We start from the raw sequence: 17,867 nt of genomic DNA, 5'->3' as shown, positions 1-17,867 counted from the left end.
GTGCGGGGGGATTTCCTGTCACTGTTGGCGGGCGAACAGTAGGACTTCCTGATGAACACGCCTGCACATCTGATCGTTGGCGCTGCCGCCTTTGGACACGACCGCAAGACCATGTGGGCGGCAATCGGGGGCGGGATCCTGCCCGATCTGTCGCTCTATCTTCTGGTGTTCTGGGCGATGTTCGTGCAGCAGATCCCAGAAAGTGTGATCTTCAACCAGCTCTACTTTTCGGACGCGTGGCAAGGGATCTTTGCCGTCGACAACTCTTTCATCCTGTGGGGCGCAGTGCTGGGGCTGGGCCTCTATCTGACCTCGGGCGCGCTGACGGCCTTTGCCGGGTCGGGGCTGGTGCATATCGGATCGGACTTCCTGCTCCACCACGACGATGGACGCGCGCATTTCTGGCCGCTCAGCGATTGGGTCTTTGAAAGCCCGTTCAGCTATTGGGACAGTGGGCACCACGCGCTGTGGATTGGCCCCATTCTGGCGCTGATCACCTTGGTATGTGTGGTGGTCTTGTGGCGCAGACACGCACCTTGGGGATGGCGTCTGGCCTTCTTTGCCCTTTTGATGCTCGAGGTGAACACCCTGCGCAGCTGGGTTCTGTATTTCTGACAGGCAAGGCGGGGCTTAGAAGTGCGAGTCCCATTGCGGGTGCGCGTCGTCAATCACAAGCGCATGGGTGTGGCGCCGGTGCCCTTTCAGATGCGGGTGGTTTAAGGGCAGGTTGTCGTGAGTATGGGCGACCTCGACCGGGTCGTCTGCGGGCCAGAAACGCAGGGCGGCGCTGATCCCGATGAGGGCAAGCGCGGCGAGGATCAGCAGGGCTGGTACAGTCCCGAATGCGGTCATAAGCCAGCCTGACAGCGGATAGGTCACCAGCCAGCAGGCATGGGACAGGGCGAACTGGGCGGCAAAGATCGCCGGGCGGTCCTCGGCATGGGCCGAGCGGGCCAAGAGGCGCCCCGAGGGCGTCAGGACGGTCGAATATCCTACCCCAATTACGGTCCATGCGATCAACAGAGTGGGCCAACTTAGCCCCCAGACCGCGATCACGGTGCTAAGGCTGATGAGGGTGGCGGCCATTAGCCCCGCGCCGCCCAGCATCAGGGGACGTTCAGGGGCGACGTGGAGGATGCGGGGCAGGGCGAGTGCGGCCAGCATGCTCCCCAGCCCGAAGGCAAACATGGTCCAGGCGAGGGCGCTTTCTTCAAGCCCCAACTGGCTGCGCACCAACACGACCGAGTTCACCAGCACCATCGCGCCCGCGCTCGAGACCGCAAGGTTCAGCCCCAACAGCCCGCGCAGACGCGGTGTCGCCAGATAGATGCGGATGCCCAACGTGGTGCGGTCATAGAAGCCCCGCGGCGCGGCAGGTTTTGGGTCGGGCAGGCGCACGGACATCACCATCAGGGCCGACACCACGAAGCCCAGCGTGGTGCCCAGAAACAGGCTGCTATAGCTGGCAGCGGTCAGGATCAGTGCGGCCAGTGTCGGCGACAGGATGTTTTCCAGATCAAAGGCCAGTCGGGACAGCGACAGTGCCTTGGTATAGTGTTCTTCATCAGGCAAAACGTCTGGGATGGTGGCCTGAAAAGTGGGGGTAAACGCAGCCGAGGCTGCTTGCAGCACGAAGATCAGCCCATAGACCTGCCACAGCGTCGTCGCAAACGGCAGGCAGAGCACCACGGACGCGCGGACCAGATCCAGCACGATCAGAAGGACGCGCCGGTTCACCCGATCCGCCATGGCGCTGGCAATCGGCGCCAGCCCCACATAGGCGATCATCTTGATGGTGAAAATCGTGCCCAGAACCAGCGCGGCGTTTTCGCCTGCCAGATCATACGCCAGAAGCCCAAGCGCGACCGTCGCCAGCCCCGTGCCCATCAGGGCGACGACCTGTGCCAGAAACAGGTTGCGATAGGTGCGGTTGCCAAGGACCTCGAACATCGTCGCCTCACAAATACCGGGTGATCGCTTTCAGCTCGGCGACCGCAGCCGAGGTCTCGTCCCCCAAGCAATGATCCAAATGATCATGGATCAACGCCTGCTTCGCGTTGCGAATGGCGCTTTCAACTGCTTGTAATTGCTGGGCAAGTTCGACGCAGGGGCGGCCTTGCTCGATCATTTCGATCACCGAGCGCAGATGTCCATCGGCACGTTTCAAGCGGGCCGAGATTTTCGGGTGGCTGGCATGGGTATGTGCGTGTTCCATACCTTGATCGTATCCCCCCGGGGGGGATCGGGCAAGGCCGTCTGCCATACTACGATCCGGCGCGCGCGATGGTTTCCCTTTCAACCCGCCATCCAAGCGCGTATGCGAGGGTATGACCCAAAATCGCGGCATAGCCCTTAAGCTCGGATCGGTAGCGTTCTTCATGTCCATGCAGGCCATGATCAAGGCCGCGTCTGGCCACCTGCCGCCCGGCGAAATCGTCTTCTTCCGCTCGGTCTTAGCCTTGCCGGTGATCGCCGCGTGGCTGGCATACGAAGGGCGCTTGCATTCAGCGCTGCGCACCCAGCAGCTGTGGGGCCATGTCAGCCGGGGTACGGTGGGCGTGATGGCGATGGGGCTGAACTTTACCGCCGTTGCCTATCTGTCGCTGCCCGACATTACAGCGATCCTCTACGCGTCGCCGATCATTACGGTGATCCTTGCCGCGATTTTTCTGGGTGAACAGGTGCGCATGGTGCGGATCGGGGCGGTGCTGGCAGGTCTGTTCGGCGTGCTGATCGTCATGTGGCCGCAGCTTCAGGGCTGGGGCGCAGGCGATGACCTGCGGGCCTTCGGGGCGATGCTGGCCTTGGCGGCGGCCTGTTTCATCGCGACGGCCAAGATCCTCGTGCGCAAGCTGGTGGGGGTGGATCCGCCCTCGACCGTGGTGATCTATGCATCTTTTACAGCGATTGCCCTGTCGTTGCTGACCCTGCCCTTCGGCTGGGTCTGGCCCACGGGACCCGAGTTCGCGCTGCTTTTGGCGGCGGGGCTAGCCGGAGGTGTCGGGCAGCTGATGCTGACCACCGCCTATACCCATGCCGAAGCCTCGACCATTGCACCGTTTGACTACTCTTCGATGATCTTTGCGCTGGCCTTCGGTTATCTCATTTTCGGAGACCTGCCCACCGCGCAAACCCTGTTAGGGGCGGGGATCGTGATTTCCGCCGGGTTGGTGATCATCTGGCGCGAGGCGCGTTTGGGCAAGGACCGCGCAAAATCCCGCGCGGCCCAGTCTTCAAGCGGGTGATTGCCGATGGGCCTCTTGGTCCGCGGAAAATCACTGGAATTATTAGTGAAACTGACCTACTCTTGCCGCAAGACCTCGCACAAGACGGGGCCACAGGCAAAGGCACAGACACCGGCACCAATAACCCGCAAAGGGACGGGCCGGATATAACGAGCGGTACAGGTAAATTGCAGGCGGTTATTCATGACTGAAATGGTGTATGGCGCGGTCCCCGCACAAAGCGGCGACCCCATTCTTCCCCGTTGGTGGCGCACGATCGACAAGTGGTCGGTCTCGTGCATCTTGATCCTTTTCGGCATCGGCATTCTTCTTGGGTTGGCGGCTTCGCCCCCCTTGGCCGAACGCAACGGGCTGGGCTATTTCCACTATGTCGAACGTCAATTGATCTTCGGGGTGATGGCCCTGATGACCATGTTCGCCTTCACGCTGATGACCCCGCAGATGGTGCGCCGTCTGGGTGTGCTTGGGTTTCTGGTGGCGATGGTCGCGGTGATGCTGCTGCCGGTGCTGGGCACGGATTTCGGCAAGGGCGCCACGCGCTGGTATTCGCTGGGCTTTGCCTCGGTCCAGCCGTCGGAGTTCCTGAAACCCGGTTTCGTGGTCGTTGCCGCGTGGCTGATGGCGGCCAGTCAGGAAATCAACGGCCCGCCCGGACGCGCCATGTCCGCAGGTTTGGTCACGGTGATCGTGCTGTTCCTGGCGATGCAGCCGGACTTTGGCCAATCGGCGCTGATCCTGTTTGGCTGGGGCGTGATGTACTTCCTGGCGGGTGCGCCGATCCTGTTGCTGGTGGGGGCCGCTGGGTTGGTCGTTCTTGGCGGTACGTTTGCCTATCACAACTCGCAACACTTCGCGCGCCGCATCGACGGCTTCCTGAACCCCGAGGTCGATCCGACCACCCAGCTGGGCTATGCCACCAACGCCATCCGCGAGGGCGGTTTCTTTGGTGTTGGCGTAGGCGAAGGGCAGGTGAAGTGGTCGCTACCTGACGCGCATACCGATTTCATCATCGCCGTCGCGGCCGAAGAATACGGCCTGCTTCTGGTTCTGATCATCATTGCGCTTTACGCAACCATCGTGGTCCGCAGCTTCCTGCGCCTGATCCGCGAGCGGAATACGTTTATCCGTTTGGCAGGCTCGGGCCTTGCTGCCATGTTCGGCGTGCAGGCGCTGATCAACATGGGTGTGGCCGTGCGCCTTCTGCCCGCGAAAGGCATGACCTTACCATTTGTCAGCTATGGCGGCTCGTCTTTGATTGCTGGGGGTATTGCACTTGGCATGCTTTTGGCCTTTACCCGCACGCGGCCGCAGGGCCGGATGCAGGACGTATTTGCGAACAGGCAGGGCAGATAATGACGGACCAACCGCTTCTTGTGATTGCTGCCGGGGGGACCGGCGGCCACATGTTTCCCGCGCAGGCGCTGGCGGAAGCAATGTTGCGCAAAGGATGGCGGGTAAAGCTGTCGACCGACGCGCGCGGTGCGCGTTATACAGGCGGCTTTCCCCATGTGGTCGAGATCGAGCAAGTCTCCTCCGCCACCTTCCAGCGTGGCGGCATCGTGGCGAAGGCTGTAGTGCCGTTCCGCATCGGAGCCGGCGTGTTGGGTGCTGTCCTGAAGATGCGCCGAGATCGTCCAAAGGCCGTTGTGGGCTTTGGTGGCTACCCGACCATTCCCGCCTTGGGGGCTGCGAAGCTTCTGAACCTGCCGCGTATGATCCACGAACAGAACGGTGTGTTGGGTCGGGTAAACACGATCTTCGCGACCCGTGTGAACCGCGTGGCCTGCGGCACGTGGCCAACGGATCTGCCTGACGGTGTTGAGGGCGTCTATACCGGCAATCCCGTCCGCGGCGCTGTCATGGCGCGTCAGGGTGCGGGCTATATCGCGCCCGGTGATTACCCGATGTCGATCCTTGTCATTGGCGGCTCGCAAGGTGCGCGTGCGCTGTCCGACCATGTGCCTGCTGCGCTGGCCAGCCTGCCAGAGCATCTGCGGCGCCATATCTCGGTCAGCCATCAGGCGCGCGAGGAAGACATGGAGCGGGTGAGCGCGTTCTACGCCGAACACGGCATCCGCGCCGACGTGCAGAGCTTTTTCAACGATATCCCGCGCCGGATGTCCGAGGCACAACTGGTGATCAGCCGGGCAGGGGCATCGTCCGTCGCGGATATCTCGGTCATTGGTCGCCCGTCGATCCTGATCCCTCTGCCAAGCGCCACAGATGATCACCAGACCGCCAACGCGCGGGGGCTGGTGGATGCGGGCGCTGCGATCCTGCTGCCCGAAAGCATGCTGACGCCGGACAGTCTGGCGGAACAGGTCGCGCTGGTGCTGGAAAACGCGGAAGGGGCCGAACAGATGGCCCGTGCCGCGCTGGCCCATGGCCGCCCCGACGCAACCGACGCGTTGGTCGCGCTGGTCGAAGAATTGGCCGCACAGGCCTAAGAACTACACCTGAAGGATACACCGATGAACGCAGCAGCCACCAAGCTTCCCACCGAAATGGGCAAGATCCACTTTGTGGGCATTGGCGGGATCGGCATGTCCGGCATCGCCGAAGTGCTGCTGAACCATGGCTATCAGGTGCAGGGCTCGGACTTGAAAGAGACCAAGATCACCGATCGCCTGAAGGGGCTTGGGGCCGAAATCTTCATTGGTCAGCGTGCCGAAAACCTTGAAAACGCTGAGGTTGTGGTGATTTCCTCGGCCATCAAACCGGGCAACCCAGAGCTGGATACCGCCCGCGCCCGTGGCCTTCCTGTCGTGCGCCGGGCCGAGATGCTGGCCGAGCTGATGCGCCTGAAGTCGAACATCGCTGTCGCGGGCACGCATGGCAAAACCACCACCACGACGATGGTGGCCGAGCTTCTGGTACATGGGCATATTGACCCGACCGTGATCAATGGCGGCATCATCCACGCCTATGGATCCAACGCGCGGATGGGGCAGGGCGAATGGATGGTGGTCGAGGCTGACGAAAGCGACGGCACCTTCAACCGCCTGCCCGCAACGATTGCCATCGTGACCAATATTGACCCCGAGCATATGGAGCATTGGGGCGACTTTGATACGCTGCGCCAAGGTTTCCTTGATTTCGTGTCGAACATCCCGTTCTACGGGCTGGCTGTCTGTTGCACCGACCACCCCGAGGTGCAGGCGCTGGTCGGCAAAGTTACCGACCGTCGCGTCGTCACCTATGGCTTTAACGCGCAGGCCGATGTGCGCGCCGTAAACCTGACCTATAAGGCGGGTGTCGCGCATTTCGATATCGAGCTGAACCACGAAGGCACCAAGATCGAAGGCTGCACGCTGCCGATGCCGGGGGATCATAACGTCTCGAACGCTTTGTCCGCCGTCGCGGTCTCGCGCCATTTGGGCATGAAGCGCGATGAAATCCGTGCAGCGTTGGCCAGCTTTGGCGGCGTCAACCGTCGCTTCACCAAAGTGGGTGAAGTGAATGGCGTCACCATCATCGACGATTACGGCCACCACCCGGTTGAAATCGCCGCCGTCCTGAAAGCCGCCCGCCAAGCGACCGAGGGCCGCGTGATTGCCGTGCACCAGCCTCACCGCTATTCCCGTCTGCATGACCTGTTCGAGGATTTCTGCGCCTGTTTCAACGAAGCAGACGTCGTCGGTATCGCCGAGGTCTTCGCCGCCGGGGAAGACCCGATCGAGGGCGCCTCGCGCGATGATCTGGTCGCAGGTCTTGTCCGCCACGGCCACCGTCACGCAATGGCAGTCGAGAGCGAAGACGCCCTGACGGCGCTGGTGAAAGAACATACCCAACCGGGCGACATGGTGGTCTGTCTGGGCGCCGGTACGATCAGCGCATGGGCGAACAATCTGCCAGCACGCTTGGGGTAAGCGAGGGCGAATGCTGGCGGTCTACAAGATCCTGATTTGGCCGCTGCTTGTCGTCCCCTGGGCGGCATCCCTGTCTGCGGATTTCTTGCGTGGCGCGGGCGCTATATCCGTGCGCTGTTGGTCGCAATCATTTTGTGCATTGGGTTATGGTTCGCCCACTACTCCCTTGTTTTCTATCTGGAAGGGGGACGGATCGATGCAGGTCCAGCCTTCGTCCTCCACCTTGTTCTCGACTACGCGTTTCACGCCTTCGGAATCTGTGTCGCGGTGGTTTCTCTGATCTGGCTTTGGCGCATTCTGGGGCGTAACATGCGATCTCAACAATAGGCAGGCAGATATGGCAGCCCCACTAAAGCGAAACCTCGGACTTGGTCTTCTGACCATGTATGGCGTCGGCGTCATGGTCGGGGCCGGGATCTATGTGCTGGTGGGCGCCGTGGCGGCCGAGGCTGGGGTCTGGGCGCCTTTGGCCTTCTTGCTCGCAGGTTTGATCGCGGCTCCGTCAGCGCTCAGCTACGCCGAACTCAGTTCGCGTATTCCCGAAGCCTCGGGCGAGGCGGCCTATGTGGAAAAAGGCCTGAACAGCCACGTTCTGGCGGTGTTGATAGGCTTGGCCATCGTGCTTGCGGGCACCGTATCCGCCGCGGCAGTGTTGCGCGGCGGCGTTGGTTATCTGACGGCGTTGGCCGATATCCCAAGCGCATGGGCCATCATTGGCATCGGCATTGCCCTGACCCTCGTCGCGCTTGTGGGCGTGTTGGAGAGCCTGTTGCTGGCCGCGATCTTCACGGTGATCGAGGTATTGGGCCTGATCGCGGTGGTCTATGCGGGGTTCACTGCGCCGCCCGTTGCTGTGCTGACTGACCTACCCGAGATCTATTGGCCCGGTGTCGCAGGTGCCGCCGCTTTGGCCTTCTTCGCCTTCATCGGGTTCGAGGACATGGTGAATATGGCGGAAGAGGCGAAAGACCCCACCCACACCGTCCCCCGTGCCATTCTGATCGCCTTGGTCATCACGACCCTGCTTTACGCACTGGTGTCCTACGCCGCTGTGCGTGCCGTCCCGGTGGACGCGCTGGCAAGCTCGGGCCGGCCCTTGGTGCTGGTCTGGGAAAGCAGTTTTGCGGCCTCTCCTGCCGTTCTTGGCGGCATCGCCGTGATCGCAGCGTTAAATGGTGTGCTCGCACAGATCGTCATGGCGGCGCGCGTGCTGTTTGGCCTTGGGCGCCGGGAAAAGCTGCTGTCGGTCTTCTATCGCGCCCATCCCCGGTTCGGCACGCCCGCTTTGGCGACGGTGCTGCTGGGGGCAGGGGTGATCGGGGCCGCCTTGGCCTTGCCGGTGTCCGAGCTGGCGAATGTCACCTCGACCGTGCTGTTGATCGTGTTTGCGGTGGTGAACATCGCGCTGATCGCTTTGAAACGCAAAAAGCCCGACGCGCCGTTCCGCACAGCTGTCTGGGTGCCGTGGCTGGGCCTGATCGGTGCCGTAGCGGCGCTAGCCGCGTCCTTCCTGACCGGAGCCACGCATTGAGCCCGTCTTTGATCGCAGGCGCCCTCTGGGCCATCGCCGCGACGATTGTCGCGCTGTTGCCGATGCGGATGCAATTCCCGCCGGGGATCATCCTGCTGATCTCTGCGCCGTTTATGGTTCTCTGGATTGGGGCCACGCATGGCTGGATCTGGGCAGTCCTCGGGCTGGCAGCTTTCCTGTCGATGTTTCGCCGCCCACTGTGGTACTTCGCCCGAAAATGGACAGGACGCCTATGACGCTGTCGCTGATCCTCGCCTGCCTCTGGGCGGTTGTGGCGCAGGTCATCGCGCTGACGCCGTCAAAGGATCACCACTGGCGGGTGGCTTACGTCTTGATCGCCGTGGGCATTCCGCTATTGGGGTACGTGTTGTACGAGAACGGCCCGTGGGTGGGGCTGCTGGTCTTGCTGGGCGCGATGTCGATCCTGCGCTGGCCGGTGATCTACCTGACCCGCTGGCTGCGCAAGAGGTGAGACATGGCCCGTCCTGATGAAATCGAAATTCGCGGCAGCTTGATGGCCGACAGGGAACTTGCCGGTCTGACGTGGCTGCGCGTGGGTGGTCCTGCGGACTGGCTATTTATGCCTGCCGACGAGGATGATCTGGCGCATTTCCTGTCTGAGTTGGACGCGGAGATCCCGGTCTTTCCGATGGGTGTCGGCTCGAACCTGATTGTGCGGGATGGCGGCATCCGGGGCGTGGTGATCCGCATGGGGCGGGGCTTCAACGCGGTCGAGATTGACGGTCAGACGGTGACGGCGGGTGTGGCCGCTCTGGACGCTCAGGTCGCCAGAAAGGCCGCGGCTGAGGGTGTAGATCTGACCTTCCTACGTACTATTCCCGGCGCAATCGGTGGCGCGGTGCGCATGAATGCCGGCTGCTATGGCTCTTATATCGCTGACGTTTTTCAATCTGCGACCGCCCTCACACGGGATGGCGAGCGGGTGACACTGACTGCCGATGATCTGCAGTTCCAATATCGTCAAAGCGAGCTGCCGGACGGTTGGGTTGTGACCAAAGCCGTCTTGGAAGGTCCCCAAGGCGATCCCGAGGAGCTTGCCGCGCGCATGGAGGCCCAGCTGGCCAAACGCGACGAAACCCAGCCCACCAAAGACCGCACCGCAGGGTCGACCTTCCGCAATCCGGCGGGCTTCAGCTCCACCGGGCGGGCGGATGACAGCCACGAATTGAAAGCCTGGAAGGTGATCGACGAGGCCGGAATGCGCGGCGCGACACGGGGTGGGGCGCAGATGAACCAGATGCACTCGAATTTCCTGACCAACACGGGCGATGCCACCGCCGCCGACCTTGAAGGATTGGGTGAAGAGGTCAGAAAAAAGGTTTACGAACACAGTGGCATAGAGCTACAATGGGAAATCAAGCGCGTAGGCGAACCGGCGGCAGAATAAACCGGGCGTAACACGCGGAAATGACGGTCAAAAAGGCCGGAGATTGAGGGGTCGGGCAGGCCCTGAAAACCGAAAAACAGACGCAGAAAACTGCGCGATATCTCGGTTCGGGGCGGTACGCCTCATGACAGACACCGTGGTCACACGGGATTGGCGCCGGAAACGGCAGAGCATTTGGGTCGCATTGCGGCCGGGTACGAGGCATTACAGGCATGTCGGGTTCATCCGTCAGCAAAGTTGTGGTTTTGATGGGCGGTCCATCGGCCGAGCGCGAGGTATCGCTGAGCTCGGGCGAGGAATGCGCCAAGGCCTTGGCTGGCGAGGGCTATGACGTCGTGAAGATCGACGCGGGCCCCGATCTGGCCGAGCGTCTGAAAGCCGAAGCGCCTGATGTTGTTTTCAACGCGCTGCATGGCCGTTGGGGCGAAGATGGCTGTGTACAGGGCCTCTTGGAGTGGCTGCAAATCCCTTACACACATTCGGGCGTGTTGGCGTCCTCGCTTGCGATGGACAAAGAGCGCGCCAAGGACACGTTCCGCGCCGCGGGTCTTCCCGTCGTGGCCTCTGTGCTGGCCGGCAAAGACGACGTGCAGGCCCGTCATGTGATGGAGCCGCCCTACGTGGTGAAGCCTTACAACGAAGGCAGCTCGGTTGGGATCTACATCGTGCAAGAGGGCGCGAATACGCCGCCGAAACTGGCTGAGAGCATGCCAGATACGGTGATGGTGGAAACCTATGCGCCGGGGCGCGAGCTGACGACCACTGTGATGGGCGACCGTGCGCTTGGCGTGACCGACATCATCACAGATGGCTGGTATGATTACGACGCGAAATACGCCGAGGGTGGATCGCGCCACGAAATCCCCGCCAACATCCCTGCCGAGATTGAAGCCGCGTGCTTGGATTATGCCCTGCGCGCGCACGAGGCGTTGGGCTGTCGCGGTGTCAGCCGCACCGATTTCCGCTGGGATGAAGCCCGCGGTTTGGACGGACTGATCATTCTGGAAACCAACACGCAGCCGGGCATGACGCCGACCTCTCTGGCGCCCGAACAGGGCGCGCATCAGGGGATGAGCTTCGGTCAATTCTGCAAATGGATGGTGGAGGACGCGTCGTGCAACCGATGACCGCCCCCCAGCAGGACAAGACGGACGCGCAGCGCCGCGACCCGGCGCCCTCACGTCTTGCTTATAAGGCCCATCGCCTGTGGCTGACCCCGGTCTTCCGCGCCTTTCTGCGTGTGGGCCTGCCGGTCTTTGCTATCTTGATGGCGACGGGCTGGTACCTGTCCAACCCGACCAACCGCTATGCAGTCGGCGAGAAGCTGACCAATGTGAAGCGCTCGGTGCAGGAACGGCCCGAGTTCATGGTCAAGCTGATGGCCGTCGAGGGCGCGACCCCGGTTGTCGACAGTGCCGTGCGCCAGATCCTACCCATCGATTTCCCGATTTCCAGCTTCGATCTGGATCTGGACCGCATGCGGACCGAGATCATGAAACTGGACGTGATCGAGGATGCCGATCTGCGCATCCGCCCGGGCGGTGTGCTGGAAGTGGCGCTGACCGAGCGCGAGCCAGTGATCTTGTGGCGCCACAGTGGTGTCATCGACATGCTGGACGCCAGCGGTCATCGTGTCGCCAGCTTGCTGGATCGTGCGGCGCGGTCTGATCTGCCGTTGATCACCGGGAAGGGCGCGGCCGACGCCGTGCCAGAAGCACGCGCCATTCTGGACACCGCTGCCCCCCTGCGCGGCGAGCTACGCGGGTTGATCCGTGTGGGCGAACGTCGCTGGGATGTCGTATTGAAAAGCGACCAGCGCATTCAGCTGCCAGCCGAAAACCCCGTGGCCGCATTGGAGCAAGTGATTGCCTTGCACCAGGCGCAAGACCTGTTTGGCCGCGACCTAAGCGTGATTGATATGAGAAATCCCCAGCGCCCCACGCTGCGTCTTGGCGCCACCGCCATGCACGAGCTGCGCCGCCTTAAAGGGGTTCAGATTGAAGAGGTTTCCCAATGACCGATATTTACAGCCAGCAACGTGCCATGCGGGCCATGCGCGAAGCCGCCATGCAACGCGGCGTGATTGCCATTCTGGATATCGGCAGCGCCAAAGTAGGCTGTCTGGTCCTGCGTTTTGACGGGCCCGAGCAGTTCCGTGATAGCGATGGGGTAGGATCCTTGGCAGGGCAAAGCGCCTTTCGCGTGATCGGCGCCGCGACGACCCGCTCGCGCGGGGTGCGCTTTGGCGAAATCGACGCCATGGCCGAGACCGAACGCGCCATTCGCACCGCCGTGCAAGCAGCACAGAAGATGGCCAACCTGCGGGTGGATCATGTGATTGCCTGTTTCTCGGGCGCCAACCCGCGCAGCTATGGGCTGGATGGGGCGGTGGACGTTGATGGCCGTGCGGTCACTGAAGACGATGTGGCCCGCGTTCTGGCGGCCTGTGACATGCCCGACATTGGCGACGGGCGCGAGGTGCTGCACGCGCAGCCGGTGAACTTTGCGCTGGATCACCGCTCGGGCCTTGCGGATCCGCGTGGGCAGATCGGCAACCGTCTGGCGGTGGACTTGCATGTGTTGACCGTCGATTCAGCGGTCATTCAGAACTTGCTCTATTGTATCAAGCGCTGCGACCTTGAAGTCGCAGGGCTGGCAAGCTCGGCCTATGTGTCGGGGATTTCCGCGCTGGTCGAGGATGAACAAGAGCTGGGCGCCGCCTGTATCGATTTAGGTGGAGGTTCAACTGGCATCTCTATCTTCATGAAAAAGCACATGATTTATGCCGACAGCGTGCGTCTAGGTGGGGATCATGTGACCTCGGACATCTCGAAAGGGCTTCATGTGCCCCTATCGACCGCCGAGCGGATCAAGTCCTTCTATGGTGGCGTTGTCGCCACCGGCATGGATGATCGCGAGATGATCGAGATCGGTGGCGACACCGGCGACTGGGAACACGACCGCCGCACCGTCAGCCGGGCCGAGCTGATCGGCATCATGCGTCCGCGCGTCGAAGAAATTCTGGAGGAGGTGCGGATGCGCCTTGATGCGGCCGGCTTTGACCATCTGCCCAGCCAATCCATCGTGTTGACCGGAGGCGGCAGCCAGATCCCGGGTCTGGACGGGCTCGCCCCGAAAATTCTGGGCCAGAATGTGCGCCTTGGACGCCCGCTTCGGGTGCAGGGCCTGCCGCAGGCGGCGACCGGACCGGGCTTTGCCTCGGCCGTGGGACTGTGCCTGTTTGCCGCTCACCCGCAAGACGAATGGTGGGATTTCGAAATGCCCGCCGAGACCTATCCGGCGCGCAGTTTCCGCCGGGCGTTCAAGTGGTTCAAGGACAATTGGTGAGTCTCGTGCCGCACCGCAACATGCTGTGTCTTCGGCGAAATCCTGCTTAAATCCTTCATATTTCCTCAATATTTTGCGGTGAATCGCGCCTTTAGGGCGTGACGAACCCTGCAGTTTTGAGGTAATATGGAAAAAAAGAGGCAGTCACCGACGATTCAGTCGGGATAACAACATACCAGCCGCCTTCGGGGCACATCGAAGCGGCGCAGACCTATACAGGCGGAAAAATCATGACTTTGAACCTTACCATGCCCGGTCAGGAAGAGTTGAAACCTCGTATCACAGTGTTTGGCGTAGGCGGTGCTGGAGGCAACGCCGTCAACAACATGATCGAGAAAGAACTCGAGGGCGTAGAATTTGTCGTAGCAAACACCGATGCGCAGGCGCTTCAGCACTCGCGCGCAGCGGACCGCATCCAGATGGGTGTGAAGGTCACCGAAGGTCTGGGCGCAGGTGCCCGTGCCACGGTAGGCGCAGCCGCGGCGGAAGAAAGCATTGAACAGATCGTAGACCATCTGGCGGGCGCGCATATGTGCTTCATCACCGCTGGTATGGGCGGCGGCACCGGTACTGGCGCGGCCCCGATCATCGCACAGGCCGCCCGTGAGCTGGGCGTGCTGACTGTGGGTGTTGTCACCAAACCCTTCCAGTTCGAAGGCGCCAAGCGCATGAAGCAGGCGGAAGACGGTGTCGAAGCCCTGCAGAAAATGGTCGATACGCTGATCATTATTCCGAACCAGAACCTGTTCCGTCTGGCGAACGAGAAGACGACCTTCACCGAGGCGTTCTCGATGGCAGATGACGTTCTGTATCAAGGTGTTAAGGGTGTCACGGACCTGATGGTTCGTCCCGGCCTGATCAACCTCGACTTCGCGGACGTGCGTGCCGTAATGGACGAGATGGGCAAGGCCATGATGGGCACCGGCGAAAGCACCGGCGAAGATCGCGCGGTTCAGGCAGCCGAGAAGGCCATCGCCAACCCGCTCTTGGACGAAATCAGCCTGCGTGGCGCGAAAGGTGTGTTGATCAACATCACCGGCGGCTACGACCTGACCCTGTTCGAACTGGACGAAGCAGCCAACCGCATCCGCGAAGAAGTGGATCCCGAGGCCAACATCATCGTTGGTTCGACGCTGGATGACAGCCTGGATGGCGCCATGCGCGTGTCCGTTGTGGCCACCGGCATCGACGCCTCGGACGTTCCGCTGGACATCCCGGTGCCGCGTCGCACGCTGGCCCAGCCGCTGCAGTCGCCGATCGAAGTTGAGCAGAAGATGGAAGCGGAAGCACCCGCTGCTGTTGCTGCCGCAGCCGAGATCGACGCCGCGCCTGTGCAAGCTGAAGCACCCGCCCCGATGACAGAAGAAGTTGCAGAAGCTCCTGCTGAACCGTCGCTTTTCGGCGATATGGAACAGCCGGCGGAAGCTGCGGCTCCTGAGGCCGCGTATGACAACAGCTTCCCAGCTGAAACCGCTGGTGGCGATGTGCCCCCGCCGGTCTATCAGCCGCGCGAAGAAGAGGCCGTGGATACCCGTTTCGTCGAGGAACCCGCCGTGGCGCAGTTCGTGGCACCCAAGCCGGCCGCACCTGGCACCCCGTCGCCCGAGGCGATGGCGCGCCTGCAAGCTGCCGTGCAGAACCAGCCGCGCGCAGGTCAACCGGCCCAACCGGCCGCGCCCGCACAGCCCGCTGCTGCTCCGCAGGAAAAAGCCCGCTTTGGCATCAACTCGCTGATCAACCGCATGACGGGTTCGGGCGCTGCCGATGGAACAGCCCGCTCGCAGCCTCCGGTGCAAAGCGAACAGCCGGTGCAACATCAGGCACCCGCTGCTGATCCCGAGCAAGACAAAGTCGAGATCCCCGCGTTCCTGCGCCGTCAGGCCAACTAAGACCCGGGTAAAGCCTTTGGAAAAACAGACCGCTGCGCAGAAATGCGCGGCGGTTTTTTCGCGTTTAAGGGGGGCGATTCACCTTGGGTCGCGCGGTTTGTTAATCTTCGTTTATGTTTCATTTGCGAAATATTGCCGGAATTTCCGAAGCCTGCGGTGGTAGGTGTGTGTGCTTGGGTGTCAGCGAAAACCTAATGATAACAGTTGGATAGATTCAGATTTTGCGGTGTGGGCGGATTTTTGCGCATGTTACAGGTCATGTTACAATCCGTTACAGAGGTTTGAATTGTGATTAACTCCTCTCAGGATTACCCACAATACCACCAGTCACACGTGATTGGTGCGCACCCCGAGAGGGTCGAAAATGCGAAGACCATCACCTGAAAGGTTTGAGCTTTTCCCGCGCGCGACAGCATTTCTGCGAGGCCTCCGAAAGGGCAGGGCACCGCAACCGAACCGAGGCAATGAAAGAGGCGCCACGTGCAAACCACAGTAGCCAGCACAGTCAGTTTCAACGGCACTGGACTGCATTCCGGACGCCCGGTTCGCATGAAGGTTCAACCCGCCTCGGCTGAATATGGCATCTGGTTCAAACGCACAGACGTGGAAGATCGGGACAACTTGATCTCGGTCCATTGGGCCTCGGGCGTGCCATCGCCTCTGTGTACGGTCATCCGCAACGACGCAGGCGTTGAAGTGCGCACCATCGAGCACATCATGGCAGCCCTTGCAGGCTGTGGTATCCACAACGCGTTGATCGAGATCGACGGCCCCGAAGTGCCGATCATGGACGGCAGCGCGGCGCGGTTCGTGGATGGGCTGATCAAGGCCGGTCAACGCGAACTGGCGGCGCCAGTGCGTGTGATCGAGGTTCTGAAGCCAGTGGAATACCGCGATGGCGAGGCTTGGGCGCGGCTGGAGCCGTCGGACGGTTTCCAGATCGACTTCCATATCTCGTTCCCCGATGCCGCCATTGGAACGCAAGAAATGAGCTTGGACATGTCCAACGGCAATTTCGTGCGCGAGCTGTCGGATTGCCGGACGTTCTGCCGTCAGGCCGATGTAGACGCGATGCACAAAGCAGGGTTGGCCCTTGGCGGCACCTATGAAAACGCAGTCGTTGTCGATGGCGATCAGGTTTTGTCGCCTGGTGGTCTGCGCCACGATGACGAGGCCGTGCGTCACAAGATGCTCGACGCCCTAGGCGATCTGGCCCTTGCAGGCGCACCGTTGCGCGCCCGCTATGTTGGTCACCGCGCCGGTCACGCCATGACCAACAATCTGCTGCGCACCCTGTTCGATACCCCCGGCGCATGGCGTCTGGTGGAATGCGATCATCAGGATGCAGGCAAGCTGCCCGGTGTGGGCGTGTGTCGTTCCGACCTGCCAATGACAGCCTAATCGGACCACTTAGCGGCTGCACAATAGCGGCGCCCTTCTTGATGCACCCGCGAAACGGTGCCGCTTTCAGATAAACTCTTCCAACATCGTTGAATTTTGCTGTGCAAACCATTTTGCCTTCAAAATTTCTGTGCTAGGACTTGCTGGAAGATGCCGGAATTATTCACTCGGCAGACAACAGTTGGGGTAGCACCGGTTATGATCCGCGTGAAATTGGGCAAATCCGTTAGCATTGCATTGGTATCCGGCTTGGTTTTGACAGGCTGCGGTGGCGGCTCGGGCAGCTTGGGATTCGGAAGTCTGGGCGGAAGCTCGGGATTCGGCGGTGGCGATCCGAACCGCGGGATCTTCGGCTCTCGTGTCGAGAAACGCCCGATTGATCAGTGGAGCGCTGAAGAAATCTTCAAGCGCGGCGAATATGACCTTGAGAAAGGAAAGCCGGACGACGCGGCCAAGTGGTTTGGCGAGGTTGAACGCCTGTACCCCTATTCCGAATGGGCCAAGCGCGCGCTGATCATGCAGGCGTTTTCGCACCACAAGGACAAAGAATACGAATTGGCCCGCTCTACGGCGCAGCGCTATATCGACACTTATCCGGGTGACGAAGACGCAGCCTATGCGCAGTACATTCTGGCGATCAGCTATTACGACCAGATCGACCTGATTGGCCGCGACCAAGGCCTGACCTTCCAAGCGTTGCAGGCCCTGCGCACAGTGATCGAACGGTATCCTGACAGCGAATACGCCAAGTCGGCGATCTTGAAGTTTGATCTGGCCTTTGACCATCTGGCAGCCAAGGAAATGGAAATCGGGCGCTACTATCTGAAGCGCAAGCACTATTCTGCCTCGATCAACCGCTTCCGCGTCGTGGTCGAGCAGTTCCAGACCACCACCCATGTGGCCGAGGCTCTGCATCGTTTGGTCGAAGCGTATTTGTCGCTGGGGCTGGAAGGCGAAGCACAGACGGCTGGCGCGATTCTGGGGCACAACTTCCAGTCGACCGACTGGTATGAAGACAGCTATCGCCTGCTGACCAATCGCGGTTTGAAGCCAGAAGCCAAGGGCAACAGCTGGCTGCGTCAGGTGCATCGTCAGATGATCAAGGGCGAATGGCTCTGATCTGGCTGGGCCATATGGCCCGCCGGACGGTTTTCGGGCCAGGCGCTGACGAGGCTT

At 61.4% G+C, this 17,867-nt stretch carries 17 protein-coding genes; 15 read left to right on the top strand and 2 right to left on the bottom strand.

All coding sequences use genetic code 11. The annotated features are described in order from the left end of the window. Positions 1-51: 51 nt before the first annotated feature. Positions 52-615: a cobalamin biosynthesis protein CobQ gene (locus Q0677_RS05550; protein WP_298906867.1), complete on the top strand. Its 564-nt coding sequence runs from the start codon at positions 52-54 to the stop codon at positions 613-615. A gap of 15 nt (positions 616-630) precedes the next feature. On the opposite strand, the gene Q0677_RS05545 is transcribed toward Q0677_RS05550, so the two are convergent. Together Q0677_RS05545 and Q0677_RS05540 are read right to left on the bottom strand one after the other, a co-directional pair. Beyond that, positions 631-1,950: an MFS transporter gene (locus tag Q0677_RS05545; protein WP_298906865.1), complete on the bottom strand. Its 1,320-nt coding sequence runs from the start codon at positions 1,948-1,950 to the stop codon at positions 631-633. Positions 1,951-1,957: 7 nt separating this feature from the next. Continuing rightward, positions 1,958-2,215 carry a metal-sensing transcriptional repressor gene (locus Q0677_RS05540; RefSeq protein ID WP_298906862.1) on the bottom strand — a complete coding sequence of 86 codons (258 nt, stop codon included), beginning with the start codon at positions 2,213-2,215 and terminating at the stop codon, positions 1,958-1,960. Between the two features lie 112 nt (positions 2,216-2,327). Between Q0677_RS05540 and Q0677_RS05535 the strand changes: the two genes are divergently transcribed. The 14 genes from Q0677_RS05535 (at position 2,328) to Q0677_RS05470 (ending at position 17,810) form a co-directional block, all read left to right on the top strand. Then, on the top strand, positions 2,328-3,245 hold the full coding sequence (locus Q0677_RS05535) for a DMT family transporter (RefSeq protein WP_298906861.1): 918 nt from the start codon (positions 2,328-2,330) through the stop codon (positions 3,243-3,245). A 183-nt stretch (positions 3,246-3,428) separates the two neighbouring features. Further along, on the top strand, positions 3,429-4,598 hold the full coding sequence (gene ftsW, locus Q0677_RS05530) for a putative lipid II flippase FtsW (RefSeq protein ID WP_298906858.1): 1,170 nt from the start codon (positions 3,429-3,431) through the stop codon (positions 4,596-4,598). Further along, entirely contained in the window at positions 4,598-5,692 is a 1,095-nt protein-coding gene (murG, locus tag Q0677_RS05525) for an undecaprenyldiphospho-muramoylpentapeptide beta-N-acetylglucosaminyltransferase (RefSeq protein WP_298906855.1), read from the top strand. Before ftsW ends, murG begins: the two co-directional genes overlap by 1 nt. A 24-nt stretch (positions 5,693-5,716) precedes the next feature. After that, positions 5,717-7,114, top strand: a complete 1,398-nt coding sequence (gene murC, locus Q0677_RS05520; protein ID WP_298906851.1) for a UDP-N-acetylmuramate--L-alanine ligase — start codon at positions 5,717-5,719, stop codon at positions 7,112-7,114. A 337-nt stretch (positions 7,115-7,451) separates the two neighbouring features. Continuing rightward, entirely contained in the window at positions 7,452-8,645 is a 1,194-nt protein-coding gene (locus Q0677_RS05515) for an APC family permease (protein WP_298906848.1), read from the top strand. After that, a complete protein-coding gene (locus Q0677_RS05510; RefSeq protein ID WP_298906845.1) occupies positions 8,642-8,881 on the top strand; it encodes a DUF2484 family protein in 240 nt (79 codons plus the stop codon). Before Q0677_RS05515 ends, Q0677_RS05510 begins: the two co-directional genes overlap by 4 nt. Further along, positions 8,878-9,117, top strand: coding sequence for a DUF2484 family protein (locus Q0677_RS05505; protein ID WP_298907509.1), 240 nt, complete (start codon positions 8,878-8,880; stop codon positions 9,115-9,117). Before Q0677_RS05510 ends, Q0677_RS05505 begins: the two co-directional genes overlap by 4 nt. A 3-nt stretch (positions 9,118-9,120) precedes the next feature. Then, a complete protein-coding gene (murB, locus tag Q0677_RS05500) occupies positions 9,121-10,053 on the top strand; it encodes a UDP-N-acetylmuramate dehydrogenase (protein WP_298906842.1) in 933 nt (310 codons plus the stop codon). A gap of 212 nt (positions 10,054-10,265) precedes the next feature. Further along, positions 10,266-11,180 (top strand): D-alanine--D-alanine ligase, encoded by a 915-nt coding sequence (locus Q0677_RS05495; RefSeq protein ID WP_298906840.1) that lies wholly within the window; start codon positions 10,266-10,268, stop codon positions 11,178-11,180. Next, a complete protein-coding gene (locus tag Q0677_RS05490) occupies positions 11,177-12,070 on the top strand; it encodes a cell division protein FtsQ/DivIB (protein WP_298906837.1) in 894 nt (297 codons plus the stop codon). Before Q0677_RS05495 ends, Q0677_RS05490 begins: the two co-directional genes overlap by 4 nt. Further along, positions 12,067-13,401 carry a cell division protein FtsA gene (ftsA, locus tag Q0677_RS05485; protein ID WP_298906834.1) on the top strand — a complete coding sequence of 445 codons (1,335 nt, stop codon included), beginning with the start codon at positions 12,067-12,069 and terminating at the stop codon, positions 13,399-13,401. Before Q0677_RS05490 ends, ftsA begins: the two co-directional genes overlap by 4 nt. A gap of 230 nt (positions 13,402-13,631) precedes the next feature. Further along, positions 13,632-15,290, top strand: a complete 1,659-nt coding sequence (ftsZ, locus tag Q0677_RS05480) for a cell division protein FtsZ (RefSeq protein WP_298906831.1) — start codon at positions 13,632-13,634, stop codon at positions 15,288-15,290. Positions 15,291-15,770: 480 nt separating this feature from the next. Next, on the top strand, positions 15,771-16,691 hold the full coding sequence (lpxC, locus tag Q0677_RS05475) for a UDP-3-O-acyl-N-acetylglucosamine deacetylase (protein WP_298906828.1): 921 nt from the start codon (positions 15,771-15,773) through the stop codon (positions 16,689-16,691). 198 nt (positions 16,692-16,889) lie between these two features. Next, positions 16,890-17,810: an outer membrane protein assembly factor BamD gene (locus Q0677_RS05470; protein WP_298906826.1), complete on the top strand. Its 921-nt coding sequence runs from the start codon at positions 16,890-16,892 to the stop codon at positions 17,808-17,810. The last annotated feature ends 57 nt before the right edge of the window (positions 17,811-17,867 follow it).

It is taken from the genome of uncultured Aliiroseovarius sp. (genome assembly GCF_947492455.1).
Taxonomy (GTDB): Bacteria; Pseudomonadota; Alphaproteobacteria; order Rhodobacterales; family Rhodobacteraceae; genus Aliiroseovarius.
The sequence above is the reverse complement of the archived record's forward strand: the minus strand, read 5'-3'. Positions and strand labels throughout refer to the sequence as shown.

What these genes read in the sequence shown, in the direction of transcription:
- Q0677_RS05550 (WP_298906867.1), top strand. Translation starts at nt 52, where the DNA reads ATGAACACGCCTGCACATCTGATCGTTGGCGCTGCCGCCTTTGGACAC.
- Q0677_RS05545 (WP_298906865.1), bottom strand. Translation starts at nt 1,950, where the DNA reads ATGTTCGAGGTCCTTGGCAACCGCACCTATCGCAACCTGTTTCTGGCA.
- Q0677_RS05540 (WP_298906862.1), bottom strand. Translation starts at nt 2,215, where the DNA reads ATGGAACACGCACATACCCATGCCAGCCACCCGAAAATCTCGGCCCGC.
- Q0677_RS05535 (WP_298906861.1), top strand. Translation starts at nt 2,328, where the DNA reads ATGACCCAAAATCGCGGCATAGCCCTTAAGCTCGGATCGGTAGCGTTC.
- ftsW (WP_298906858.1), top strand. Translation starts at nt 3,429, where the DNA reads ATGACTGAAATGGTGTATGGCGCGGTCCCCGCACAAAGCGGCGACCCC.
- murG (WP_298906855.1), top strand. Translation starts at nt 4,598, where the DNA reads ATGACGGACCAACCGCTTCTTGTGATTGCTGCCGGGGGGACCGGCGGC.
- murC (WP_298906851.1), top strand. Translation starts at nt 5,717, where the DNA reads ATGAACGCAGCAGCCACCAAGCTTCCCACCGAAATGGGCAAGATCCAC.
- Q0677_RS05515 (WP_298906848.1), top strand. Translation starts at nt 7,452, where the DNA reads ATGGCAGCCCCACTAAAGCGAAACCTCGGACTTGGTCTTCTGACCATG.
- Q0677_RS05505 (WP_298907509.1), top strand. Translation starts at nt 8,878, where the DNA reads ATGACGCTGTCGCTGATCCTCGCCTGCCTCTGGGCGGTTGTGGCGCAG.
- murB (WP_298906842.1), top strand. Translation starts at nt 9,121, where the DNA reads ATGGCCCGTCCTGATGAAATCGAAATTCGCGGCAGCTTGATGGCCGAC.
- Q0677_RS05495 (WP_298906840.1), top strand. Translation starts at nt 10,266, where the DNA reads ATGTCGGGTTCATCCGTCAGCAAAGTTGTGGTTTTGATGGGCGGTCCA.
- Q0677_RS05490 (WP_298906837.1), top strand. Translation starts at nt 11,177, where the DNA reads ATGACCGCCCCCCAGCAGGACAAGACGGACGCGCAGCGCCGCGACCCG.
- ftsA (WP_298906834.1), top strand. Translation starts at nt 12,067, where the DNA reads ATGACCGATATTTACAGCCAGCAACGTGCCATGCGGGCCATGCGCGAA.
- ftsZ (WP_298906831.1), top strand. Translation starts at nt 13,632, where the DNA reads ATGACTTTGAACCTTACCATGCCCGGTCAGGAAGAGTTGAAACCTCGT.
- Q0677_RS05470 (WP_298906826.1), top strand. Translation starts at nt 16,890, where the DNA reads ATGATCCGCGTGAAATTGGGCAAATCCGTTAGCATTGCATTGGTATCC.